This window comes from Bacillus sp. ISL-46 (assembly GCF_018613205.1).
The window spans coordinates 247,521-272,192 of the sequence record NZ_JAGGQR010000015.1; the positions used below are offsets into that span (position 1 = coordinate 247,521).

The following is a 24,672-nucleotide window of genomic DNA, read 5'->3' on the forward strand; positions in this document are numbered from 1 at the left end:
ATTGATTTAACCTCTTAAAACAGCTCCTGCCTTTTCTTTCAAGGCGTCAAGTACTCGGTTGTGAACTTTTGTTACCTCTTCATCAGTCAACGTACGGACTGGATCAACATATTTCAAAGAGAACGCGATCGATTTCATGCCCTCTTCCATCTTGTCTCCCTCATATAAATCAAACACGTTAACTTCTTTCAGAAGCGGTGCACCAGTTGTTAAAATAATTTCTTTTAGGGTGCCTGACACCGTTTCTTTGTTTACCACAAGGGCAATGTCTCTTGTGATTGACGGGAAGCGAGGGATGGCTTCGTATTGTAATGCCGGAGTATCAGCTTCAAGTACTGCTTTTAGTGAAAGTTCAAATACATAGGTATCTTTCAAATCCAGGTCTTTTTGAACAGTTGGGTGGACTTGACCGATAAAGCCGATTTTCTCACCGTTTAGGTGAATTTCTGCGGTACGGCCAGGGTGCATGCCGTCTACCTGTGCCTGCACAAATTGAACTTGTTCAATCAGTCCGAGTTTAGCAAACATTCCTTCTAAAATGCCTTTAACAACGAAGAAGTCAACAACCTTCTTCTCCCCTTGCCAAGAATGACTGGACCAAAGCCCGGTAACGGCTGCTGCTAAATGTTCTTTTTCTGTTGGAAGCGTGTCAGTGCCATTTGCTAAGAACACCGCACCTGTTTCATATACACCCAAACTATCGTTTTGGCGAGCACTGTTATATTTTAATACTTCCAAAAGCTGTGGCATGATGCTCAAACGAAGAATGCTGCGCTCTTCACTCATTGGCATCGAAAGACGAATCGTATCCCGCTTTTCAAGCGCAAATTGTGCTGCTTTCTCCTCGCTAGTTAGGGAATACGTTACAGCTTGGTACAAGCCGGCACCCTCAAGATATTGACGAACCACACGGCGTTTTTTCTGATACTCAGACAAACCACCTGGTGTAGTTGATCCAATCGGCAACGTTTTTGGAATATTATCATAACCAAAAAGGCGAGCTACTTCTTCCAGTAAATCTTCTTCTATTTTAATATCGCCGCGGCGTGTTGGTGCCGTTACGGTGATGGTATCTTCCTCAATACTTACACCGAATTGAAGACGATCAAAAATTTCCTTCACGTCCTTCATCACAAGATCTGTACCAAGAACACGATTAATTTTTTCTAAAGTTATCGAAACAACTGCCGGCTCAACCGTCATTGTGTCTGCCTCAGCAGCACCTTCTAATACTTCACCGCCCGCGTATTTTGCCATTAAATAGGAGGCACGCTCTCCAGCAGCACGAACACGATTCGGGTCGACACCTTTCTCAAACCGAGCGCTCGCTTCACTTCTTAAACCATGATCTTTCGAAGCTTTTCTGATCGTAGCCCCGTTAAAGTAAGCTGATTCAAGTAAAACAGTCGTTGTGTCTGAAATTACTTCTGAATTTGCTCCCCCCATAACACCAGCAAGAGCAACAGGTTCAGTTCCATTTGTAATGACTAAATGATCAGCTGTAAGTGTGCGTTCTACATCATCGAGCGTGACAAATTTCTCCCCATCTGCTGCACGGCGGACAAGGATTTCTTTTGAACCTAAGCGGTCATAATCAAACGCATGAAGCGGCTGACCGTATTCAAGAAGAATATAGTTAGTAATATCAACCACATTATTGTGTGGACGAATCCCAGCTGACATTAAGCGCGTTTGCATCCATAACGGTGATGGGCCGATTTTTACATTTTCAATGATTTTTGCCACATATAATGGGTTATCTTCTTTTGCCTCAACGACAATTTTTACATAATCAGATGCTTTTTCAGTTGCAGACTGAAGGTTCGTTTCCGGAAGTTTAACTTCTCTTCCAAGGATTGCCGCCACTTCATAGGCAACTCCTAGCATGCTTAAGCAATCCGCACGGTTTGGAGTTAAGCTCAGTTCAAGGATCTCATCGTCTCGATTTAACATGGCAAGTGCATCAACACCCACTTCAGCATCTGCTGGAAAAACAAAGATTCCTTCAGAATATTCTTTCGGTACAACTTTTCCTTCCATCCCTAACTCAGTAAGCGAACAAATCATTCCGTTTGATTCTTCGCCACGTAGTTTCGCCCGTTTAATTTTAAAATTACCTGGAAGAACTGCGCCAACTGTGGCCACTGCAACCTTTTGACCTTGGGCCACATTCGGAGCACCACAAATAATTTGGACCGGTTGTTCCCCGCCGACATCAACAAGACACTTACTTAATTTATCAGCATTTGGGTGCTGCTCTCGTTCAAGGACATGACCAACGACTACGCCTTGGATGCCGTCGTTAAGGATTTCTACTCCTTCGACCTCAATACCGCTTTTTGTAATTTTTTCAGCTAATTCAGCTGCTGTTACTCCAGTTAAATCAATATAATCCTGGAGCCATTTATATGAAACGAACATGTCGTCATCCTCCTTTTATTATCCAGCTTCAACGGGTTGAAGCATTCAGTTTCACTCGTGTTTTGAAAATTGTTTTAAGAAACGAACATCATTTGTATAGAAATGTCTGATATCATCCACACCGTACTTTAACATCGCAATCCGCTCTGGTCCCATACCGAAAGCAAAGCCAGTGTATTTTTTAGAGTCATATCCAGCCATCTCAAGAACGTTAGGATGGACCATACCGGCACCGAGAATTTCGATCCATCCTGTTCGCTTACAAACGCTACAGCCATGACCGCCGCAGATTTTACAAGAAATATCCATTTCTACTGAAGGTTCAGTAAATGGGAAAAAGCTTGGACGCAGGCGGATTTCACGATCTTCGCCGAACATTTTTTTCGCAAAAACTTCTAATGTTCCTTTAAGGTCACTCATGCGGATGTTCTCACCGACCACAAGGCCTTCGATTTGCATAAATTGATGGGAGTGTGTCGCATCATCATTATCACGACGGTACACCTTTCCTGGGCAGATAATTTTGATTGGGCCCTTGCCTTGGTGCTTTTCCATCGTCCGCGCTTGAACTGGTGAGGTATGGGTACGAAGCAGGATATCTTCTGTGATATAGAAAGAGTCCTGCATGTCGCGGGCCGGGTGCCCCTTCGGTAAATTAAGCGCTTCGAAGTTATAATAATCCTGCTCTACTTCAGGACCTTCCGCTACCTGATACCCCATGCCAATGAATAAATCCTCAATTTCTTCGATGATTCTTGTCAGTGGATGGTGGTTTCCAACCTTAACTGGTCGTCCTGGGAGGGTAACATCGATGCTTTCAGAAGCTAATTTTTCTAAAACAGCCGCCTCTTCTAACCCTGTTTGTTTGGCTTCAATTTTAACAGCAATCGCTTCACGGACTTCGTTTGCTAATGCCCCCATAACTGGACGCTCCTCAGCAGAAAGCTTTCCCATTCCGCGTAGTACTTCCGTGATTGGGCCCTTTTTTCCTAGGTAGGCAACACGAATGTCATTTAATTCTTTTAAGCTTACCGACTGTTCAATTTTTTGAATAGCCTCTTCCTGCAATTCCTTTAAACGTTCTTGCATGTCAATTCCTCCTTAATATTAATCGGTTAATCGGTGTCAGGCACCAATGAAAAAACAAAAAAACCCCATCCCTGGAAAGGGACGAGGTTTATAGTTCGCGGTACCACCCTTGTAAACACGTTATGTAAAGAAACATTGTGTTCGCTTCATTCGGATAACGGCATCTGCCGGTGCATCTTTACATTTTCGTTCGCGAAAATGGTCCCGATGCCAACTCAGGAGGTGAACTTCGCTTATCTCTCCCATAAAAGTGCTTTCAGTCGCGGCACTTTCTCCCTAAATGGTCACTAAATAAGGTACTTTTCTCCGTCATCGTTCTTTAATATTCAATATTGTTCATTATTATATAATAATTTCCCTGTAAAGGTCAAACTAGTTTCCGCCTATTTTTTCAAATAATAGAGCAGAATCCCTGTTGCTACGGCAACATTTAAGGATTCACTTTTGCCGTAAATCGGGATATACAGGTTGGCTGTGGTGCTTGAGAGAATGTCTTTCCCGACGCCATTCCCTTCGTTTCCGACAATCAGAGCAAAAGAATCTCCCGTGGAAATGTCAGTATATGCAGATGCCCCTTCAAGTGCTGTACCGTATACAGGAATATTTTTTTCCTGAAGTTTGTCCATCCATTCATGAAGGTCGCCTCTTATTATCGGAAGGTGAAAATGGCTTCCTTGTGCCGACCTAAGGACCTTTGAGTTGTAAATATCCACACTTCCCCGTCCTACCACAACGGCGTCGATCCCTGCTGCATCTGCTGTGCGAATCATTGTTCCGAGATTTCCTGGGTCCTGAACGGCATCGATAAATAGGAAGGTTTTGGCATCTACTACTTCAGCATTTGCTATTCGGCAAACCCCATAAACTCCTTGTGGTGCCTCTGTATCTGTTAATGCATTCGATATCTCTTCCGTGACTTGTATTACTGGCGTCGAACCAGTATCGAAGCGGGAAGGTAAATCTACTTTTTCAGAAACAATGATTTCTAAAATTTGCTCACCTTGTTTTAGCGCTTCCTCCACTAAATGAAAGCCTTCAACTAAAAATGTTCCTGACTTATCCCGTTCTTTTTTGGTTAAAAGCTTTTTCCACTGTTTTACTTTAGGGTTATTTATCGATTCAATATATTTCAAAACCCGCTCTCCTTTTACAATAACGATGATTTTTTAATTATAGCCTAACAAAAATACATAATAAAACCAAAAGTAGAAAAACTATTTAAGAAATACAGGATAAAAAGGAGTGCATATACATGAATTTAAATTTACGTAATGCCATTGTTCACAATGTTTCAGGAAATACACAAGATCAATTAGAAGATACCATTGTTGATGCTATTCAAAATGGGGAAGAAAAAATGCTCCCAGGTCTTGGTGTTTTATTTGAAATCATTTGGAAAAATTCATCCGAAGATGAGAAAAAAGAAATGCTTACAACCCTTGAGAGTGGGTTAAAGTAATCGTTTCGTGAGGCTGTCGATAATTTATCGGCAGTTTTTTTATTGGATATGTTAAAACTCATTGTTGATTTTGGCACAATGTTGATTTGAGCGGAAGGGTAAAAAAATCCCCGGCCATCTGACCGAGGATTCGATAAGCTATTATTCAAACGTAATTTTATCAACAGTTTCCCGGTCTAAGCGCTTAATGACTTCGACAATCAACTTCACTGCGTTTTCATAATCATCACGATGGAGCATAGCCGCATGTGAATGAATATATCGCGTCGCAATCGTAATCGGAAGCGCCGGAACTCCATGATGTGTCAAGTGGATCGAACCTGCATCTGTACCACCGCCAGGAATGGACTCGAATTGATAGGGGATGTTCAATTCATCGGCTGTATCGGTCACTAAATCGCGTAAACCTTTATGCGCTACTAGTGAGGCATCATAGATAACAACTTGTGGTCCCTTTCCCATCTTACTCATTGCTTCTCGTTCCGAAATTCCAGGTGTATCCCCAGCAATACCGACATCAACAGCAAAGCCGATATCCGGTTTGATTTTTGCAGTGGCTGTCTTGGCACCACGCAACCCTACCTCTTCTTGAACATTACCTACCCCATAAACAACGTTCGGATGATCTACACCCTTTAATTGTTTCAGGACATCAATGGCAATTGCACAGCCAATCCGGTTATCCCAAGCCTTGGCTAATAGCATTTTTTCATTGTTCATCACTGTAAATTCAAAATATGGCACAACCATATCGCCTGGACGAACGCCCCATTCAGTGGCTTCCTCACGGCTAGATGCACCAATATCAATAAACATGTCTTTAATTTCAATCGGTTTTTTGCGAGCTTCCGCTGATAAAATATGCGGAGGCTTAGAACCGATAATCCCGGTTACATCTCCTTTTCTCGTAACAATCGTCACGCGCTGTGCAAGCATTACCTGCCCCCACCAACCGCCAACCGTTTGAAAACGAAGAAAACCTCTGTCATCGATTTGAGTAATCATGAAGCCGACTTCATCTAAGTGACCAGCCACCATGATTTTCGGGCCGCCCTCTTTACCTACCTTTTGTGCAATCAAACTGCCAAGTCCATCGGTTGTGATTTCATCGGCGAATGGAGCTATGTATTTTTTCATGACCTCGCGTACTTCACACTCATTGCCGGGAATCCCTTTGGCATCGGTTAACTCTTTTAACATCGTCAAGGTTTCATCAAGTTTTACCATTATTTCGCCCCCTTTGTATAGGTACAATTTTATTATACAGAAGTAAATTGTAAAGTTACAAATTTCTCTCTGATTGGTTTAAATAACTCAGCATCCTTTGAATCTTTAAGAGGTTTACGGAATCTAGTCTTCATGGATAACATGTATCTTTATGGAGAATATTAAGTAAAAAGGAATACTTTGTTAAGGGCGGGTTTGCTTTTGTATGTCATAAGCTTTTCTTACTGCAAAAGGGAGATAAATTAATGATTAAGGAAAAAATCAGTGCAATCCAGCTTTTTTATTTAATGGCAGGCTATGTATTAGGCACCGCGATGATTTTGGGATTAGGGGCAGACACGAAGCAGGATGCATGGATCTATATCCTAATTGGCATGATATCCAGTCTATTATTAATGGTTGTTTATACTCAATTATCAACCTATTATTCAGGGGATACACTCGTTCAGATGCTTCCAAAGATAATCGGAAAGTTTCTTTCCTATCCCGTTATCCTGCTTTATATTGCGCATTTTACCTATTCTGCTGCAAGAGGGTGCAGAGAATTGGGAGATCTGATTGTCTCAACCATCTTAACTGAAACCCCAATCTTAGTGGTAATAGGAAGCTTTATGGTGTTAATGATATATTGCTTGCTGGGCGGAGTAGAGACTTTGGGGCGAATGGCGGAAATCGTCTTTCCTATATATATTTTTGCTCTTATCCTGATTTGGATTCTATTACTAAGTGTTGATCCATTTGATGTAAAAAATTTAACTCCTATATTAGGTAATGGTGTAACGCCCTTATTGAAAAAAGCAGTTCCAAAAGCCATAAACTTCCCATTTGGCGAAATCATTGTCATTATGATGTTTTTTCCTTTTCTAAGCAATAAACAAAATATCAGAAAGATAGGATTGTCCAGTCTAGTCATCGGAGGAATCCTGTTAACAGTTAATTCTATTATGATGCTTTCTACGTTAGGACCGGAAATTTACAACAAGGATCTTTTTACTCTGCTTGCTGCAACTCAAATGGTTTCTGTTGCAGACTTTCTTGAACGGTTTGATGCCCTTGTTATTTTAATGATGGTAGCAGGAGTATTTTTTAAAGTGGGAGGATTTACATTCGGTGCTTCCATTGCCATTTCTCAATTATTCGAGTTAAAACAAACTCGTTCCGTATTGATTGCACTAGGGTTAATTATTACCCCCTTATCGCTCATAAGCTCACCTAATTATGTTGAACATTTAGATTTTGGATTTAAGTTTTATGTTCCATATTTTCAGACTCTATTACAAATCATTGTGCCGATTTTATTACTTTTCATCGCAATGATACGTAAAAAATTGGGCCTTCTATAGTCTCATTTAATCAATAAGGGTGGTACGTTCATTGAGAAATTTAAGACGGATTAAAAAATTAAATTCGACTATCCAAAATCAAAACCGAGACAAAATTCAGGAGGAAAAAGGAAACGATCAATTATCAGGATTTCTTCAGGAAGATTTTTTACAGATAAAGCATTATTTTGAAGGGGCTTCAGATTTCAGATATCGTGAGCTCGTAGTAAACTCTACATACTCGGCTATGATTTTTTATCTCGATGGATTAGTGGGTATAGAAAGAATTGAATTAAATGTCATAACCCCTCTGGTTAAACACAATGATGTATTACTAAATAACCCTAAACCGACAATTGGTACCATAATAGAAGAACTAAGTTCAGCTCAAGTAAAACAAGGGGAAACAATCCAGGAAGTGATTAATCATATTTTGTCAGGTGACACCGTTTTACTGATTAATGGATTTAAACAATCCCTTTTTATTAGTGAACAAGCATGGGAAAAGCGCTCAATTGAAGAACCCCTATCCGAAGCGGTCGTTTTAGGACCAAGAGAAGGCTTTACTGAAAATATCCGAACCAATACAAGTATGATTCGAAGACGTTTAAAAACAACTAAACTTAAATTCGAAAGTATAATGATCGGAAACCTTTCCCAAACCGAAGTTGTCATTACCTATCTTGATGGGATTGCACAGCATTCAATCGTAGAAGAAGTTCGCAGCAGATTAAACCAGATTAATATCGATGCGATTGAGGACAGCGGCTACATTGTAGAGCTTATTGAGGATCATCCTTTCTCAGTGTTTCCGCAAATATTGCAAACTGAACGACCAGATCGAGTGGTCGGTAACCTTCTTGAAGGCAGGATTGGGATTATCGTTGAAAATAGCCCTTTTGCTCTTGTTGTTCCTGTGACTTTTTTTCAAATGATGAGCTCCCCTGAAGACTATTATGGAAAGTTTATCATGGCAACGTTTATTCGCTTCATCCGCTATCTATTTTTATTGGTCGCTCTGTTGTTTCCCTCCATTTATATTGCTGTGACTACCTTCCATCAGGAATTACTGCCAACCAATCTTTTGTTTAGTGTTGCAGCTTCAAGGGAAACGGTGCCCTTTCCAGCGGTTATCGAAGCCCTATTAATGGAAATAACCTTTGAAGCATTGCGTGAAGCAGGTTTACGGTTGCCGCGGCCAATTGGATCAACAGTTAGTATTGTTGGGGCATTAGTAATCGGCCAAGCAGCTGTTGAGGCGGGAATTGTTTCTGCTCCATTAGTCATAGTTGTATCCACTACAGGCATTGCATCATTTATGTTTCCTAGTTATACCTTAACAGGAGCTATTCGGATCCTTCGGTTTTTAATGATTTTTTTATCCGCAACGTTAGGGTTTTATGGGATCCTGTTAGGGGTTTTCTTTATTTTAGTTCACCTTGTTCAACTTCGTTCCTTTGGTGTTCCTTATTTGGCCCCTGTTGCCCCACTTAATTTTAACAACCTTAAAGACGTTTTTATTCGTGCTCCTTGGTGGAAGATGAATGAACGCCCAGAACAAACAGGAAAAAGGAATTTGAAGAGATTAGGTCCCCGGAACCGTAAATACTAGTTCGTTTTAAAAGGACGGGATGGGATTATGAAAGCGATTAGAAAGCTGCTAATAGTAGGCATAAACGTTTTTTTGCTTACAGGTTGTTGGAACCGGATTGAAGTGAATGATATTGCCATTGTTAGTGCGATCGGATTAGACCTTGTTGAAGACGATATGATTCGCTTAACCCTTCAAGTAGCCATACCAACAAAGTTAGGACCTTCTGGAGGAAGTAATGGCGGAGGAAAAGAACGCAGTACATTTGTCATTTCAGAGAAAGGTGTGACCGTTTCTGAAGCTTACCGAAATTTACAAATGAAGCTATCAAGACGCGTATTCTTTTCTCAAAGCAGGGTCTTGTTAATCGGTGAGGCTTTAGCTAGAAAGGGAGTTTCTAATATTATTGATTTTTATACAAGGTTCCATCAACCTCGAATGAACAGTTTTATCATGTTTACAAAAGGAGAGGCTTCCGAAGTTATTAAAAACATACCAAATTTAGAAAGTATTTCGGCTGAAGAAACGAAGGAACTTGCAAAGCTAAGTGTAGGTTTAAAGGTTTATGTCAGAGACTTTTTGAACATGCTTCTTACAGACGGATTAGAAGCATATGCCCCTCAGTATAACTTAACTTCATTAGAAGTAGATACAAAAAATGAATCAGGAAAAACACAGGCTATTAATGGGGCTGCTGTATTTAAAAAAGACAAGCTAATAGGTTGGATGGATGAAGCTGAGACCCGTGGAATTTTATGGCTTCGTAATGAAATAGAAGGAGGAGTCATTTCCATTAAAGTCCCAAAGGAAAAAGGCGGGGGAAATATTAGTTTTGATATTATTAGATCAAAAACCAAAATCCTTCCCCATCTTGTACATGGACACATGAAATTTACTGTTAATGTGACCTCAGAAATGAGTGCAATTGAAAATACTTCAAAGCTAGTATTATTTAATCCAAAAGTAATCGAAGGGATCCAAAAAAATATTGAAAAGGAGATTAAGAATCGAATTCAATTGGTAGTAAATGAGGCTCAAAAAGACTTTCAATCAGACATATTTGGATTTGGCCAAGCCGTTTACAGAGAATATCCAAAAGCATGGAATACATTTTATAAGAAGAATTGGAACCAGGAGTTTTCACAAGTAGACGTAACCATCAATTCAAAAGTTTTTGTAAGAAGAATCGGCTTAAGTAAGTGAAGAAATACTTCATAAAAAGGAATGGAAAATGTTCAAGACTTTTTTGATAATTTTTACTTTTGTTACACTCTTTGCCTGGGAAGCTTTACGGTTAATACGAAAAAAGGAAATAAAAGAATTAGTTGTTTTTTCTATTCTTTCATTAATTGGATTAGCTTTGAGTATTTTGGTAGTTATTCGATCATTTATCTAATGATTAAATTTTGTATAAAAGGGGAACCATACCTATTTTTATTCTCAGAACATTATCGATTAAAATAGTAGAAAAGGGACATTCTCACCTTATTAAAGAAATTTGATGCTGCAAAGCCCAAATTCTAATTAAGGAACGAATGTCCAATAATACTTTTATTTACCGGAAGAACCGAATCCACCTTCTGATCTACCCGTATCCGATAATATTTCTGTTTCTATAAGGTTAACTTTTAATACTGGGGCAATAACCATTTGGGCAATTCTCATTTGTTTTTCAATTGTAAAATCCTCTTTCCCATGATTAATAAGGATAATTTTTATTTCCCCTCGGTACCCTTCATCAATAGTCCCAGGACTATTAAGCACAGTTATGGAGTGATTTAAGGCTAGACCGCTTCTAGGCCTAATCTGTGCCTCCGTTCCTTTAGGTAATTCAATTTGTATACCCGTTCTTATTAAACCAGCTTCCCCTGCTTTGATTATTTTTTCCTCTATAGAAAATAAATCTAATCCAGCATCACCATCATGCGCTCGATAGGGTAATAAAGCATCATCATTTATTAATTTAACTTTCAATTTATATTCCATTTCGAACCTCGTTTCAAGAAATTTTTATGTAGCTTAATTGTTGATAAATATATTGACTTGTTTTTTATATTGTTAAATAATCAAGCCCGCCAATTTCCATAAATGATAAAAGTGAAACTTTTTTCCTGATGAATCGTATTAGAAGGAAAAAAGGTGTAGGAGGCTTAGCCATGATATGGTTGCTGCGCTTCGTATTGTTGTTTTTTATATTCTTCTTATTTAGCTATGTGTTAAAATCCCTTTTTACATCGAAACGAAAACTAGAAGCTGCCCGTAAACATAAACGTTTTTTATTAATTGATGATCAGGATGTCAGAAAGAATTTCTTACTTACCTATAAAGGTGCTATATTTGCTGGTGAGAAATACATGGGTCCTGCTGACAACACATTTGACGTTGTCTCGATCATCATCTGGCCTGAAAATGCAGTCTCGCTAAAAGGGCTAGTTAAGGATGACTTTTTTTATATGGATAAAAAAATCCTTGAGTGTTATCCGAATGCTGAAATCCATTGGAAAAGTCCGGTGAAGGAATTTTTGCAGGATTAGCCGCCATTCATACCCTTTTTATAGCAGAAACTTTATGAGAAGAACGAGTTCGATTACTGCTAGGACAGGAAAACCAATTTTAAACGATGTATGCTTCGTTTTATGGCGGTAAAGCTGCATCCCTGCCGTCGTACCGACAGCGCCCCCAAATAATGCCACCAGCCACAAGGTCCTCTCTCGGATTCGGTATTCATGTTTTTTTGCCCGCTTCTTATCCTCCCACATAATCACGAGTCCTGCGATATTCATGATTAGATAGGCCAATAACCATATTTTCATATCCAATACCCCCTTATAGAAAAAGCCATCCTCATCAAAGAGAATGGCCTTTACATATGTCTAGCTCCAGCGCCTAAGGGCGCTTTTAGCTTTTCAAATTAATTGTTAATGTTTTGTTTTGCAACGTTTGCTAATTCAGCAAATGCGTTTGCATCGCTTACTGCTAATTCAGCAAGCATCTTGCGGTTTACTTCGATACCAGCAAGCTTTAAGCCATGCATTAAACGGCTGTAAGAAAGACCGTTGATACGAGCTGCTGCATTGATACGAGTAATCCATAATTTGCGGAAGTCGCGTTTTTTCTGACGACGATCGCGGAAAGCATACATTAATGATTTCATAACCTGTTGGTTAGCAACTTTGTATAATGTATGTTTTGAACCGTAATAACCTTTTGCTAATTTAAGAACTTTTTTACGACGCTTGCGCGTAACTGTACCGCCTTTTACACGTGGCATGTAATTTCCCTCCAATATATAAATCGATCACTGAATTTTTACTTCATGTAAGTTAACATTTGACGAATGCGTTTGAAATCACCTTTAGAAACAAGGGATGCTTTGCGAAGCTTACGCTTTGCTTTAGTAGATTTGTTAGCAAATAAGTGGCTTGTATAAGCGTGGTCACGTTTAAGTTGACCTGAACCAGTTTTCTTGAAACGCTTTGCAGCGCCACGGTGAGTTTTCATTTTTGGCATTTGGGATATCCTCCTTATTACTTGTCGATTTTAGGTGCTAAAACCAGGAACATGCTCCGGCCATCCATTTTAGGATGTGATTCGATCGTTGCAACTTCCTTGCACGCCTCTGAAAAACGGTCTAACACACGTTGACCAATCTCTTTATGGGTAATCGCCCGGCCCTTGAAACGGATTGAAGCTTTTACCTTGTCGCCTTTTTCCAAGAACTTAATCGCATTACGTAACTTTGTATTAAAGTCATGCTCATCAATCGTTGGGCTTAGACGAACTTCTTTAGTAGTAATGATTTTTTGATTCTTCCGAGCTTCTTTATCTTTCTTTTGCTGCTCGAATTTAAACTTGCCATAGTCCATAATTCTGCCGACTGGAGGCTTTGCATTTGGTGCTACTAGTACCAAATCAAGATTCACTCTTCCGGCAATCTCTAAGGCTTCAGTTTTGGTTTTAATCCCTAACTGTTCGCCATTTTGATCAATTAGGCGGATTTCGCGAGCGCGAATGCCCTCATTTAACAACATGTCTTTGCTAATAATTAGCCACCTCCAAGGTTTTATCACGAATACAACGTTTTGGTCAAGAAAATCATAAGGAACCCTTTTCAAACCTAAACGTCTGACACCCTATTGAATCAACAGGTATTTAAGCTTTTTAGCAGTGCTATTAAGTGAACAAACAAAAAAGTGCGGATGAATGCACCCACACTTTACAGAACAAAAGTAATAAAACCAAAAAGTTCACGTAAAACCTGCCAACTGCCAATTGCGTCAATCAGGTGAGAAGCGGGTGCTTCTTCTTTTCCCAAAAACAAGTATTCAATTTTTCACCTTAGTTAATATAACATAAGCAAAGACGTAATGTCAAACAAACTATTTCCTTTGACAACGAAATTTATTTTAGCAAGAAACTGAAAATTATTCAATATATTTTTTTATTTTAAAAAAAGAAAGAGAGATTGCTCCCTCTTCCGAATAAAAATTATCCTCTTTTCACTTCAGCAACGATTGCTGCTAAAAACTCTGAAAATGGCTTTGTTTCTGAGTTTTGTTCACCATATTTACGGACATTGACAGCTTGGTCTTCGACTTCTTTATCACCAACAACCAGCATATATGGTATTTTTTGCATTTGAGCTTCGCGAATTTTATAGCCGATTTTTTCATCACGGCCATCCAATTCGACACGTAAGCCTTCATTTTGAAGTTGCTCCTGTACTTGCTTAGCATACTCATAATGTGCACCAGGAGATACTGGAATAACCTGTACCTGTACTGGAGCCAGCCAAGTAGGGAAAGCGCCTTTGTATTCTTCAATTAAGAAGGCAACAAATCGTTCCATTGTTGACACAACGCCACGGTGGATAACGACTGGACGATGCTGCTTGCCGTCCTCACCAACATATGTTAAATCAAAACGTTCCGGTAATAAGAAGTCTAATTGAACAGTGGAAAGTGTTTCTTCTTTCCCTAGAGCTGTCTTAACTTGAACGTCAAGCTTAGGACCGTAGAATGCTGCTTCTCCTTCTGCCTCATAGTAGTTAAGACCAAGATCATCCATGGCATCCTTCAGCATCGATTGTGCTTTTTCCCACATCGCGTCATCGTCAAAATACTTTTCAGTATCTTGCGGGTCACGGTAAGATAGACGGAAGGAATAGTCATTAATATCAAAGTCTTTATATACCGCTAAGATTAGGTTAACAACCCGTTTGAATTCATCTTTAATTTGGTCTGGACGAACAAAAATATGTGCATCATTTAAAGTCATTCCACGAACACGCTGTAGTCCTGAAAGGGCACCAGACATTTCATAGCGATGCATTGTTCCAAGTTCGGCAATTCGGATAGGAAGTTCACGATAGCTGTGAATGCTGTTCTTGTACACCATCATATGATGTGGACAGTTCATTGGACGAAGAACCAATTGTTCATTGTCCATTTCCATGATCGGGAACATATCTTCCTGGTAATGATCCCAGTGACCTGAAGTCTTATATAAATCAACACTGCCCATGACCGGAGTGTACACATGGTCATAACCCAGACGCTGTTCTTTGTCAACAATATAACGTTCAACCACACGACGAATTGTTGCGCCTTTCGGAAGCCATAACGGTAATCCCTGTCCTACCAATTGGTTACTAGTGAAAAGGTTTAACTCTTTACCAATTTTACGGTGGTCACGTTCTTTCGCTTCTTCAAGCAAGCGAAGATGCTCAGCTAAATCCTCTTTCTTAAAAAAGGCTGTTCCGTAAATACGTTGTAACATTTTATTTTTGCTGTCACCGCGCCAATAGGCACCTGCAATGCTTAACAATTTAAATTCTTTAATTTTTCCTGTCGATGGAACATGGACACCACGGCAAAGGTCAAAAAAGTCACCTTGCTCATAGATTGTCACTGTTTCCTCATCAGGAATCGCCTCGATTAGTTCCAGCTTGTAAGGGTCCCCCGCTTCTTTAAATAGCTGAACAGCATCCGCACGGCTTACTTCCTTACGAACAATTTCAATATTTTCATTGACGATTTTCGCCATTTCTTTTTCAATCCTTGGCAGATCTTCTGGAGTTAATGATTCCTCAAGGTCCATATCATAATAAAAACCACCCTCAATAACAGGACCTACTCCTAAATTCACACCAGGATAAAGCCTTTTAACAGCCTGTGCCATTAAGTGTGCTGTACTGTGCCGTAAAACCTCTAATGCGTCTACGGAATCAGGGACGACGATTTCTATTGAACCGTCTTCATTAATTGGACGGCGAAGATCATAAAGTTGACCGTTCCATTTACCGGCAATCGCTTTTTTCTTTAGGCCGGGGCTGATGGAAGCGGCGATATCTTCCGTTGTTGTTCCACGTGGGAACTCCTTTACTGCCCCATCTGGAAACGAAATCTTAACAACGTCTGACATGGTAATTCCTCCTTTGTAATGAAGCGTCTTCGGGTCATTTTTGCCCAGAAAATTCGCTTTTGAAAAATAAAAAAACCCGTCCCTGGAATAGGGACGAGTTTTGATAAACACGTGGTTCCACCCAATTTTTCATTTTCGAATGACACACATTGAAAATAACTTTGGTCAGTTAACGGCTGTGGCCGTCAACAATTACTGACTTCACGGAAACATGAAGTGTTCACTGCTGAAGTTTAAAGGTGGTAAGTATTATTTTCGTGTTAGGAGGCTTTCAGCCCTGTCCTCCCTCTCTAGAAACCGTAAAAAATACTGTTATCCTTATCATTACTTTTGCTATGAATATTCTATGTACGTTATTATAATGACTAATTCCCTAAAAATCAAGGGACATCAACCTACAAAAACAAATTATTACAAAAATTCCTGTATCTCAAGCATGGTTTTCCGAAGAATTATTATCTGTTGCCCATTTTTTAACTTCACGGAGGGACGCAAACGATTTCACAGTTACTCTTTCTTCAAAGATGTTTTTGATTGTTCGAACTAAGGGTTCTTCTGGGTCTTTTGTATACAGAAAAATAGTTGTAGGCGCAAGCGATAAAAGTGGTGCAATCGAAGCAGAATCGACATAAACAGGATGATTAACAAGTAACTTTCGGTCAATCAATCTAATTAATTCAGCTCTTTTCATCTCTACAAACTGGTCGTTATAAAAAGTAATTTCCTCGTCAAACAATAAATGAAGAACATCCATTTTTGGTTCCCTGTTCAGTAAAAAGTCCCTGAGCATTTGCACAAACATTTGATACTCCTGCTCCATTTTATATTCATCAATGGCAATCTCAACATAACCTTCCAGTAACTGGAGGTATGGCCGCAAACGAAATTTATGAAAGGAGTCAAACGAAAAAGAAATATCATCCTGAAAGATATACTCGATGGCTGCTTTAATATTAGGCTCTTCATTTGAATCCTTCAAAAATACAATCAGATCTTCTCTTTGACCTTCAAGAATGGAATAGATAATTTCCATTATTTGTTGCTGTACTTCTAGATCCTCATAAAAATAACGGTTTTTTAATATTTCCCTAAACCAATCGTCACGTTTTATGTTCGTAATAAATTCGTAAAATGCATTTTTAACCATAGTAGAAATTTCAATGGATAAGAAGCTACCTAAAAATTTTACTATATGTTGATCTTCTATTAGAAGAATAGTTTCTTTATCATAATTATTTGGTAAGTACTCCAGCAAGTGGTAATAAAACTTTTGAGCATCCAGCTTGCTTTGGAAGATGATTTCCGCCAACCAAATCCCCCCTTTAAGCCAATCTTTGTTAATATATATGGGGGACTTGGCTAAAATAGAAGTTAGCTGACAGTTGCTTTTGTTATTTACAGAAAAAAATATAAAGAAAACTCGACGATTGGCGAGCCGTTAGGCGAAGACAGAGTCGTAGTTGCACTTATGCGAAATTAGAAAGTATGAACTTTCGCACCGAAAGTTTATACTTTCTTATTAGCAAAAAAAAGACTGCTGACCTGTTTCAGCAATCCGGAAAACACGTTTTATTCCCGTCTGTTTGGACCATCGACCATCACTGGCACACTCAGGGAGCGGATTCTCTCCATGATTCGTCGGGCTTTCATTTTTTCTTCTTCGCCCCGCTGGCTGTAGGTTAAATGATGCTCCAGCTCCCCAAAATTAAAGTTTGAGGTAAAAAATGTCGGCAGGCTTTCAAGCATACGGAACTGCAATATTGGCCCTAAAACTTCATCCCTGGTCCAACTCGAGACAGCTTCTGCACCAATATCATCAAGCATTAGGATCGGTTCTTTTTTTAATGCTTCAATTTTTTCATTCAAAGTCGAATCAGCAATCGAACTTTTCATTTCCCTTAATAGTTCAGGGACATAGACAATCATCGAAGAAATCTGTTTTTTTGCCAATTCATTGGCGATTGCCCCTAATAGATAGGACTTCCCAACACCGAATTTCCCGTAAAGATAGAGGCCCTTTGGTTTTTTACCTGCCTCATAATTCATTAAAAAGGTTGCGGCCTTATCTCCGGCATCAAGCCTGCCTGAGTCTCCTTCAAAGTCTTCAAAGGTGGCCTCAAGTATGTCTCTTGGCACATATAGACTTTTGATTAGTTTTTCATTTTTCTTTTTTTCATCTGCCATGATTTTTCGAGGACAGCGTTTATAAACAACATCAATGGAGTTTCGGGATAATACCAATTCTGGGTGATATCCCTTCATGAAATTGATGCAGCTATCCAGACTTTCACATTTGTGGCATTCTTTGCTTTGGTTCGTATACTCGTACAGTTTACTCATGCTTTTATCAATCATGGATTGATCAATCTCATTTTGATGTTGTTCTAAAAAGTCTTGAATATCCGGATTCTCAAGGACTTGCCTGCGTTGTTGCTCATATCGTTTTTGAAAGCTTTCATTAGAAGCTAATCTTTTCAATGTTCGATTGATTTTTTCCAATTTTGGTCACCCCCTATTTGCGAAACGCTTTTAACTTTTCTTCAATCGCACGCTTTTTCGCTTCAACTTCACTGTTGTTTCCTTGCGCGGGATCTTTGCCCGCATCTTTCGTACTTTCATCAAACCAGTCAGGAATTAACTCTGTCCGAATTGGTTTTTTATTAGACGATCTTGTAGTTTTTTTGCTTTCTGTTACCTTGTGTTCCTCATTCTTCGCGAGCTCCATCGCTTCTTTCACCGTTTTCACTTGTTTCCTTGCCCAATGACTAGCGATTGACTCGACAAAACCCTTTGTAAATTTCATGTCCGTTTTTCTCATAACCACTTCAATTAGGACATTTACCACACCTGGGGGAAGTTTATATTTAATCATGATCTCTTCTAAGGTTTTCAAATTGGCATTCGAAGGTTCAACACCGCCCGAGATTTCTTTAAAAACGATGAGTGGCGGGGTCGTCTCATACGAGCGAATTAATTTTTCTTCCTGTGTTTTAGGTTCGGTGATTTGAGTTTGATGAACAATTGGTTGTGTTCGGTTAATAAGACTCGGAAGCTGGTCGTAATTGACAAATTGATACCAATCACGAGCCCCCTTTCTCAAGTCCTCAATATCAATTTCTTCATGCTCGTTAATAGCACCTAAGATGAAATTTTTCATTTCGATTGCATCAATTTGGTACAGAAATGCAAGATTACTAATTACACTTTTTACTTTTGGTGTTAGCGCTTTTTTGGGAACAAGTGATTCATTCAGCCCTGCTGTTAACAAATCAAAATCAAACGTGTCCACACCAATTTGGATCGGACTCGGTTCATTTCGACCAATAAACTGTTGATTTTCTTCCTCTTGTAATTCTTCGGAAAGGGCTTGAATATATTGCATACTGCCAGGGGCCGCTGATGCAAACACGTCCTGAAAGGCTCTTGTAACATCTACATACTCGTCTTCCCTTGGCTTTTGTTGATCACTAAAAAAGCGCTTCAGACGAGAGAAATGGTTTTTTCCAATTTTTCGATAAAGATAAATATTTAACATCCCATCTAAAAAGAATTGCTCAGGACTTAAAGGTGGATGCAGTTCATAGATGAAGGACCGTCCCCCTTCATCTGTTTTGACACGAGTCTTTAATAAACCAATGCCTTCTAGCTTCAATCTGGCTTCGTAAATATCCTTTAAGTTCATCTCTAAGAGATTCATCAATAAATGATGAGTGGAAGACTCAGACCAGAGCCGATTTTCCTCTAACTCCGCCCAGAGCGTCATATACAAACTAAAGCAAGTTGACCCAATCAAGGGCTGATATAAAAACGTCAGCACTTTACGGTCATACTCATGCAGCAGCCCATCAGCCGCAACTATATAACGGTCGATAGGGAGAATTTCCTGCCAATGCTGCGCCATATCACTCCAACCTTTCTTGTTATAAAATCAAAAAGAGCCAAAAACTCTTTAGCTCTTAAGATTTTTCTTTTTTGATTAATTCTTTTAATTCATCAATAAAAACATTAATATCTTTAAACTGACGGTAAACGGATGCAAACCGTACATAGGCGACTTCGTCCACATGTGCCAGCCTGTCCATTACCATTTCACCGATTGCTTCACTTTTTATTTCAGAAATACCCTGACTCCGCAGATCCTTTTCAACACCATGCGTTATATCTTCTAATTCCTTTAAGGCTACCGGCCGCTTCTCACATGCCTTAATCAAGCCACGTAATATTTTATCACGGCTAAACTCTTCTCGGGTCCCTTCTTTCTTGACTACAATCAGCGGGATCTCTTCAATCTTCTCAAACGTAGTAAAACGATACCCACATTCTTCACATTCGCGTCTCCTCCGTGTTGCTCGACCTTCATCAACTGGGCGAGAGTCGAGGACGCGTGTACCATAATTTTGACAAGATGGGCATTTCATTGTAATCAACTCCAAATCTACACTTTACTCCCGAACAAAAACGCTTACTTTCATCTTATAAAAAAGACTATCTTTATACAAGTAGTAGTACTAGGAGTTTTTTATTCCTATAAAGGTATGTAATTGATTAATCCGCTCGTAATAAGAATTAATCCTCTTTTTTAAATCGGGATAGGTGCCGAGTAATGAAAATTTTTCAGATGAAATATTAAAGTCTACCGCTGTTTCCATTGGCTTTACTCCCACAATTGTAACAATTAGAAAGCAGGGGATTGGTTTACTGATTTCAACAGCAATTTCTCCATGTTCTTTAGAAACCGTGGTGACCCGGCAATCAGCATCTTCACGGAATAACTTTTCAACAGATGCAAATAATTGATTAAACATCGCCTTATAATAATGCGTTTTTAAGGAATCATCCTTAATCTGATCTGAAGTCTCAATTTGCTTTTTAAAACGAACAAATAGATTACCTAACATAGCCATACTATTCCTCCCATGATGTAGCTTTGTTCTTATTGTACAACATTACTCTAGAAAATATAAAAAGAGGTGTATGTATAAATACACCTCTACGTTAATTGTTTTTAAAGTGATTATAAAACCTTTGCCTGTTTTACATGAACAGGACCCATGCCACGCGGAATTTCAATATTTTCACGTGTTTGTGCATTTAATGCCTCAGCAATATAATCTGCCGCAACATTAGGATTCAAATCGCCGCAAGTGTATACATCTATGCTGGCATATCCATGTTCAGGGAAGCTGTGAATGGTAAGATGTGATTCAGAGATAATAACCACACCACTTACACCTTGTGGGGCAAATTTATGAAATGCTACTTCACGGATTTCCGCACCTGATCTAAGAGCTGCTTCAACAAAAGTTGTTTCAATAAAATTCATATCATTTAATTTTTCAAAGTCGCATCCCCAAAGCTCAGAGATCACGTGACGTCCCATTGTTTCCATATTCATTTTTCCCCCTCTAACCTTTTATGTTCTTTCTTGAAATCCTGTTATTGACGGTATCCGAGTAACTACCACGGGGGAAAGTTAGTCCAGAGAGGTCCTAACCCTTTAAGTAATTAATAGCTACCTGATTTCAAGAAGTTCACGATGACTAGTATACTTTGTTTATATTTTTTTTGCAACCTATCAATATAAAAAACTTTATATGTTTATTTTGTAACAAGGTTAATGGGCATGTTCCATTTTTCATTCGATAAAAACACACTAAATCAAAGCTATTTTATGCAAAAAACACCCAAATGGCTCAAGCAAGGCAAAAAAAAATGCCGTCTATCGACAGCATTTTATCCGACCTTGATTTGTGATGATTTTGCTATTTCCTGTGCAACATACATTGTAAGATCCACGACACGTGAAGAATACCCCCACTCATTATCATACCATGCTAAAACCTTTACTTTTCTTGTTCCCATCACCATTGTGGAAAGACCATCAATGATGGCAGAATGTTCATTGGTATTAAAGTCAACGGATACTAATGGTTCCATCGTCAAATCCAAAATGCCTTTTAATGGGCCATTTGCCGCTTCAATAAATGCGTTATTGACATCATCAAGGGTCACATCTTGATTAAGATCAACTACTAAGTCAACAAGTGAAACGTTTGGTGTTGGCACACGAAGTGACATCCCATGTAATTTACCTTTTAAGTGCGGTAACACAAGTGAAATTGCCTTGGCCGCTCCTGTTGTTGTTGGAATGATAGATTGTCCACATGCACGAGCCCTTCGTAAATCTTTATGAGGGTTATCGATATTTTTTTGATCATTTGTATAGGCATGAATCGTTGTCATTAATCCGCTTTCAATGCCAAATTTTTCATCTAACACCTTTGCAACAGGTGCAAGGCAGTTGGTGGTACATGATGCATTTGAGATAATGTCATGATGATTGATATCAAGCATTTCTTCATTAACACCCATTACAATTGTGACATCCTCATTTTTCCCTGGTGCAGTTAAGATCACTTTCCTGGCTCCTGCTTCTAAGTGTAGTGCCGCCGCTTCACGAGCATTAAACTTTCCTGTCGCCTCTATAACAATATCAATACCAAACTCTCTCCAGGGAAGCTCCTCTGGATTACGACTGCTTAAAAGTTTAATTCTTTTGCCATTGACGATTAACTCGTCATCTAATGGGATAACTTCTCCCTGAAATGGTCCATGATTTGTATCATATTTAAGTAAATGTGCTAATGTTTCCGCTGGATAGCTTGCATTTATGGCAACAACCTCAAGCTTATTTTCAAGGATCGCTTTTCTAAAAACCATCCTGCCAATTCTCCCAAATCCGTTTATTGCAACTCTCGTCTTCATTTTACATCCCCTTTTCGTATTAATGTCATACTTAATACTTGTATTGTTGTAATTAGTATAACATATTTAGGTTTAATTGTGATGAATAAACTGCGGATTTTTAAAATGTTTTACAATTCAGGCAACTTAGAAACAGAAAAAAAGAGAAGGTTGCCCTTCTCTCCCATTACTTAAGATTATTTATATCGATGCCAAACTGGGCTAAAATTTCAAGAAGTTGTTTTTTTGTATCTGCGATCGAACCATTATTATCAATTACAGCATCCGCAAGCTTTATTTTTTCAGACAGGGGCATCTGAGAACGAATCCTTGCTTCGGCATCCTCAACTGATAGATTATTTCTCTCGATTAATCTTTTTAATTGTGTTTCATCGTCAACATAAACAAGTAACGTTTTATCCACCATATACGTAAGTTTACTTTCAAATAATAAAGGGATATCAAGAACAACCACTTCTTCACTATTTTTTATTGCCTGATCGACTTGGTCCCTCATTCTTTTTCTAACCTCAGGGTGGACGATTTCGTTTAAAATTTGCCGTTTTTCAGCGTGGTGGAAAATAATTGCGCCAAGCTTTTGCCTGTCAATTTCACCATCTTCCAATAAAATATCACGGCCAAACTCTTCAATAATCTTAAAATAAGCGGATTCACCTTTCATTACCGCTAGGCGTGATTCTATATCAGCATCGACTACAGTGATATCCATTTCTTTGAAAAAGTTTGAGACTGTGCTTTTTCCACTGGCGATTCCGCCTGTTAAACCGATAACTAATGACATGGTCTTTTCCTTTCTAGATTCATAACTTCCATATTCCAATTATGATTAATAAAATCCCTGGCAAAAACGTGAACTTTTGGATCCAATTAAACTTATGAAAAAAAGTTCCGCTTTTTATCCCTAATAGAACAAATAACGAGCTCATAATCGCGACAGTAAATGCTAAATAAAAGGGAGAGAAACCAAGCATCGCTGCACCAATCCCGGCTCCAAAGGCATCCAGCGACAAGGCAAAGCCTAACATTAAAGCTTCGATCCCCGTAATCGTACCCGATTGGTCAAAGTCAGCCGACATCGGCTTTTTCAAGATGTTGATGGCTAATCCTAGGGATTTAATTTCAAAATTTACGATTGTTTTTTCATGTTCTAGTACGTCTTTTTCTTTTTCTGGTTTGAAAAATTGAAACAAAACCCATGCACCAAGGGCAATTAGAATGATTCCCCCTAGGCTTGCCGTAATACTTGGAGATAGAACTTTTTCAAGTCCATGCCCAATTGACACGGCAATCATTAAAGAAATAGCCGAGCAACTTGCAATAATAATCACTGATCTGATCGGCATGACCATTTTCCTTAGTCCATAGGTAAAACCCACGCTAAAGCTATCAAGGCTGAGAGCAAAAGCAAGTATGAGAAGTGAGAACAACTGAACCATGATGTCTAGGGCTCCTTCCTCCAAAATCATTACGATAGTATATGGCAGGAGCCTATCAAAGGTTAATATATTCAATTCTCACTTTTTCTACTTTTTTATCCCACTTAAATCTTTTGGCACTGCGGGCAGTAATGGGTCCCTCTGCCCCCTACGGTGGTTTTTTCTAAAGGTGTTCCACATCGTTTACACTCTTCCCCTTTACGACCATAAGCGTATAATTCAAGCTGAAACATACCTATTTCTCCTTGGGAATTAACATATGAGCGGATCGTACTTCCGCCCTTTTTGACGGCTTCGCTTAAGGTCGCAACAATTTCACGGTGAAGAAGGGCAAGTTCATTTTTATTTAATGTGTTAGCAATACGTTCTGGGTGTATACCTGCCCGAAAAAGTGCCTCATCCACATAGATATTACCGAGCCCCACAAAAAGTTTTTGGTCCAATAGGGCTGTTTTAATTTTTCGATTCGTTTTTTCAACCTTCTTAGCCAAGTACTCCACCGTAAATTCCTCTGAAAAAGGTTCAGGACCAAGCCCTATGAGCGGTTCCGTTAAGAATTCGTCCCCTTTTTTGTATAAATGCATCGTTCCAAATTTCCGAACGTCCCTATACCTTAATTCTGTTCCATCTGTAAAGTGAAAGAGTACATGTGTATGTTTATCAAAGGGTTCTTCCTTAGGATAAAGCCCGTACTTTCCTTCCATTCTCAAATGCGATACTAACGCGAAATGATCCGTATAAATGATTAAAAATTTCCCTCTTCTGCCTACATCAACAATGGTCTCCCCTGCTAAAGCATCGACAAATTGTTTCACTTCAAGTGGGCTTTTAATGATTTTTGGCCAAAAGACGGTTACATCTTTGATGGTTTTATTAACAACTAATTTTTTTAACGTTTTCCTTACGGTTTCTACTTCTGGAAGCTCCGGCATTGCTGAG

Annotated in this window: 25 protein-coding genes and 3 other annotated features; of the genes, 5 read left to right on the forward strand and 20 right to left on the reverse strand. The window is 39.1% G+C overall.

Annotated features, from left to right (window positions below; genetic code table 11):
- Positions 1 to 6 precede the first annotated feature (6 nt).
- The 3 genes from pheT to J7E67_RS10915 form a co-directional block, all read right to left on the reverse strand.
- A complete protein-coding gene (pheT, locus tag J7E67_RS10905; protein ID WP_214731862.1) occupies positions 7 to 2,421 on the reverse strand; it encodes a phenylalanine--tRNA ligase subunit beta in 2,415 nt (804 codons plus the stop codon).
- Positions 2,422 to 2,472: 51 nt separating this feature from the next.
- Positions 2,473 to 3,510, reverse strand: coding sequence for a phenylalanine--tRNA ligase subunit alpha (gene pheS, locus J7E67_RS10910; RefSeq protein ID WP_168245278.1), 1,038 nt, complete (start codon positions 3,508 to 3,510; stop codon positions 2,473 to 2,475).
- Between the two features lie 74 nt (positions 3,511 to 3,584).
- Positions 3,585 to 3,832 (reverse strand) — a binding site (T-box leader).
- Between the two features lie 61 nt (positions 3,833 to 3,893).
- A complete protein-coding gene (locus J7E67_RS10915) occupies positions 3,894 to 4,643 on the reverse strand; it encodes a TrmH family RNA methyltransferase (RefSeq protein ID WP_214731864.1) in 750 nt (249 codons plus the stop codon).
- A 119-nt stretch (positions 4,644 to 4,762) separates the two neighbouring features.
- On the opposite strand from J7E67_RS10915, the gene sspI reads away from it, so the two are divergent.
- Positions 4,763 to 4,969, forward strand: coding sequence for a small acid-soluble spore protein SspI (gene sspI / locus J7E67_RS10920; RefSeq protein WP_088089203.1), 207 nt, complete (start codon positions 4,763 to 4,765; stop codon positions 4,967 to 4,969).
- Positions 4,970 to 5,110: 141 nt separating this feature from the next.
- Here sspI and J7E67_RS10925 read toward each other — a convergent pair whose 3' ends face one another.
- Positions 5,111 to 6,196, reverse strand: a complete 1,086-nt coding sequence (locus tag J7E67_RS10925) for a M42 family metallopeptidase (RefSeq protein ID WP_214731866.1) — start codon at positions 6,194 to 6,196, stop codon at positions 5,111 to 5,113.
- A 245-nt stretch (positions 6,197 to 6,441) separates the two neighbouring features.
- Between J7E67_RS10925 and J7E67_RS10930 the strand changes: the two genes are divergently transcribed.
- From J7E67_RS10930 to J7E67_RS10940, 3 genes are read left to right on the forward strand one after another with little or no spacing between them, the layout of a single operon-like run.
- Positions 6,442 to 7,539, forward strand: a complete 1,098-nt coding sequence (locus J7E67_RS10930) for a GerAB/ArcD/ProY family transporter (RefSeq protein ID WP_214731867.1) — start codon at positions 6,442 to 6,444, stop codon at positions 7,537 to 7,539.
- A 31-nt stretch (positions 7,540 to 7,570) separates the two neighbouring features.
- Positions 7,571 to 9,130, forward strand: a complete 1,560-nt coding sequence (locus tag J7E67_RS10935; protein WP_251026693.1) for a spore germination protein — start codon at positions 7,571 to 7,573, stop codon at positions 9,128 to 9,130.
- A gap of 27 nt (positions 9,131 to 9,157) precedes the next feature.
- Positions 9,158 to 10,312: a Ger(x)C family spore germination protein gene (locus tag J7E67_RS10940; RefSeq protein ID WP_214731868.1), complete on the forward strand. Its 1,155-nt coding sequence runs from the start codon at positions 9,158 to 9,160 to the stop codon at positions 10,310 to 10,312.
- Between the two features lie 348 nt (positions 10,313 to 10,660).
- Here J7E67_RS10940 and dut read toward each other — a convergent pair whose 3' ends face one another.
- Entirely contained in the window at positions 10,661 to 11,095 is a 435-nt protein-coding gene (gene dut, locus J7E67_RS10945; protein ID WP_214731869.1) for a dUTP diphosphatase, read from the reverse strand.
- Positions 11,096 to 11,265: 170 nt separating this feature from the next.
- On the opposite strand from dut, the gene J7E67_RS10950 reads away from it, so the two are divergent.
- Positions 11,266 to 11,643, forward strand: coding sequence for a sigma-w pathway protein ysdB (locus J7E67_RS10950; protein WP_214731870.1), 378 nt, complete (start codon positions 11,266 to 11,268; stop codon positions 11,641 to 11,643).
- An 18-nt stretch (positions 11,644 to 11,661) separates the two neighbouring features.
- On the opposite strand, the gene J7E67_RS10955 is transcribed toward J7E67_RS10950, so the two are convergent.
- The 15 genes from J7E67_RS10955 to mutM all read right to left on the reverse strand — a co-directional run bounded on the left by J7E67_RS10955 (position 11,662) and on the right by mutM (position 24,665).
- A complete protein-coding gene (locus tag J7E67_RS10955; protein WP_168245285.1) occupies positions 11,662 to 11,922 on the reverse strand; it encodes a DUF1294 domain-containing protein in 261 nt (86 codons plus the stop codon).
- Positions 11,923 to 12,020: 98 nt separating this feature from the next.
- The gene (gene rplT, locus J7E67_RS10960; RefSeq protein WP_214731871.1) at positions 12,021 to 12,380 is read right to left on the reverse strand and encodes a 50S ribosomal protein L20; all 360 of its coding nucleotides are present in this window, start codon (positions 12,378 to 12,380) and stop codon (positions 12,021 to 12,023) included.
- A 38-nt stretch (positions 12,381 to 12,418) separates the two neighbouring features.
- The gene (gene rpmI, locus J7E67_RS10965; protein WP_066258063.1) at positions 12,419 to 12,619 is read right to left on the reverse strand and encodes a 50S ribosomal protein L35; all 201 of its coding nucleotides are present in this window, start codon (positions 12,617 to 12,619) and stop codon (positions 12,419 to 12,421) included.
- A gap of 17 nt (positions 12,620 to 12,636) precedes the next feature.
- A complete protein-coding gene (gene infC, locus J7E67_RS10970; RefSeq protein WP_166257371.1) occupies positions 12,637 to 13,155 on the reverse strand; it encodes a translation initiation factor IF-3 in 519 nt (172 codons plus the stop codon).
- A gap of 135 nt (positions 13,156 to 13,290) precedes the next feature.
- Positions 13,291 to 13,423: a sequence feature (ribosomal protein L20 leader region), on the reverse strand.
- Positions 13,424 to 13,597: 174 nt separating this feature from the next.
- On the reverse strand, positions 13,598 to 15,532 hold the full coding sequence (thrS, locus tag J7E67_RS10975) for a threonine--tRNA ligase (RefSeq protein ID WP_214731872.1): 1,935 nt from the start codon (positions 15,530 to 15,532) through the stop codon (positions 13,598 to 13,600).
- Positions 15,533 to 15,618: 86 nt separating this feature from the next.
- Positions 15,619 to 15,866, reverse strand: a binding site (T-box leader).
- A gap of 96 nt (positions 15,867 to 15,962) precedes the next feature.
- Complete coding sequence (gene ytxC, locus J7E67_RS10980; RefSeq protein WP_214731873.1) at positions 15,963 to 16,841, reverse strand: sporulation protein YtxC; 879 nt, start codon at positions 16,839 to 16,841, stop codon at positions 15,963 to 15,965.
- 260 nt (positions 16,842 to 17,101) lie between these two features.
- A complete protein-coding gene (gene dnaI, locus J7E67_RS10985) occupies positions 17,102 to 18,031 on the reverse strand; it encodes a primosomal protein DnaI (RefSeq protein WP_214731875.1) in 930 nt (309 codons plus the stop codon).
- A gap of 13 nt (positions 18,032 to 18,044) precedes the next feature.
- Positions 18,045 to 19,433 (reverse strand): replication initiation and membrane attachment family protein, encoded by a 1,389-nt coding sequence (locus J7E67_RS10990; RefSeq protein ID WP_214731876.1) that lies wholly within the window; start codon positions 19,431 to 19,433, stop codon positions 18,045 to 18,047.
- Positions 19,434 to 19,488: 55 nt separating this feature from the next.
- Positions 19,489 to 19,950, reverse strand: a complete 462-nt coding sequence (nrdR, locus tag J7E67_RS10995) for a transcriptional regulator NrdR (protein WP_026563356.1) — start codon at positions 19,948 to 19,950, stop codon at positions 19,489 to 19,491.
- Positions 19,951 to 20,040: 90 nt separating this feature from the next.
- Positions 20,041 to 20,436 (reverse strand): hypothetical protein, encoded by a 396-nt coding sequence (locus J7E67_RS11000; protein WP_214731878.1) that lies wholly within the window; start codon positions 20,434 to 20,436, stop codon positions 20,041 to 20,043.
- A gap of 110 nt (positions 20,437 to 20,546) precedes the next feature.
- Positions 20,547 to 20,921, reverse strand: a complete 375-nt coding sequence (gene speD / locus J7E67_RS11005; RefSeq protein WP_088089215.1) for an adenosylmethionine decarboxylase — start codon at positions 20,919 to 20,921, stop codon at positions 20,547 to 20,549.
- Positions 20,922 to 21,265: 344 nt separating this feature from the next.
- Positions 21,266 to 22,297, reverse strand: a complete 1,032-nt coding sequence (locus J7E67_RS11010; protein WP_214731880.1) for a glyceraldehyde-3-phosphate dehydrogenase — start codon at positions 22,295 to 22,297, stop codon at positions 21,266 to 21,268.
- 166 nt (positions 22,298 to 22,463) lie between these two features.
- Positions 22,464 to 23,078: a dephospho-CoA kinase gene (coaE, locus tag J7E67_RS11015; RefSeq protein ID WP_214731882.1), complete on the reverse strand. Its 615-nt coding sequence runs from the start codon at positions 23,076 to 23,078 to the stop codon at positions 22,464 to 22,466.
- Positions 23,079 to 23,097: 19 nt separating this feature from the next.
- The gene (gene ytaF, locus J7E67_RS11020) at positions 23,098 to 23,733 is read right to left on the reverse strand and encodes a sporulation membrane protein YtaF (protein ID WP_214731884.1); all 636 of its coding nucleotides are present in this window, start codon (positions 23,731 to 23,733) and stop codon (positions 23,098 to 23,100) included.
- A 104-nt stretch (positions 23,734 to 23,837) separates the two neighbouring features.
- Positions 23,838 to 24,665, reverse strand: a complete 828-nt coding sequence (gene mutM, locus J7E67_RS11025; RefSeq protein WP_214731886.1) for a DNA-formamidopyrimidine glycosylase — start codon at positions 24,663 to 24,665, stop codon at positions 23,838 to 23,840.
- Positions 24,666 to 24,672: the final 7 nt, after the last annotated feature.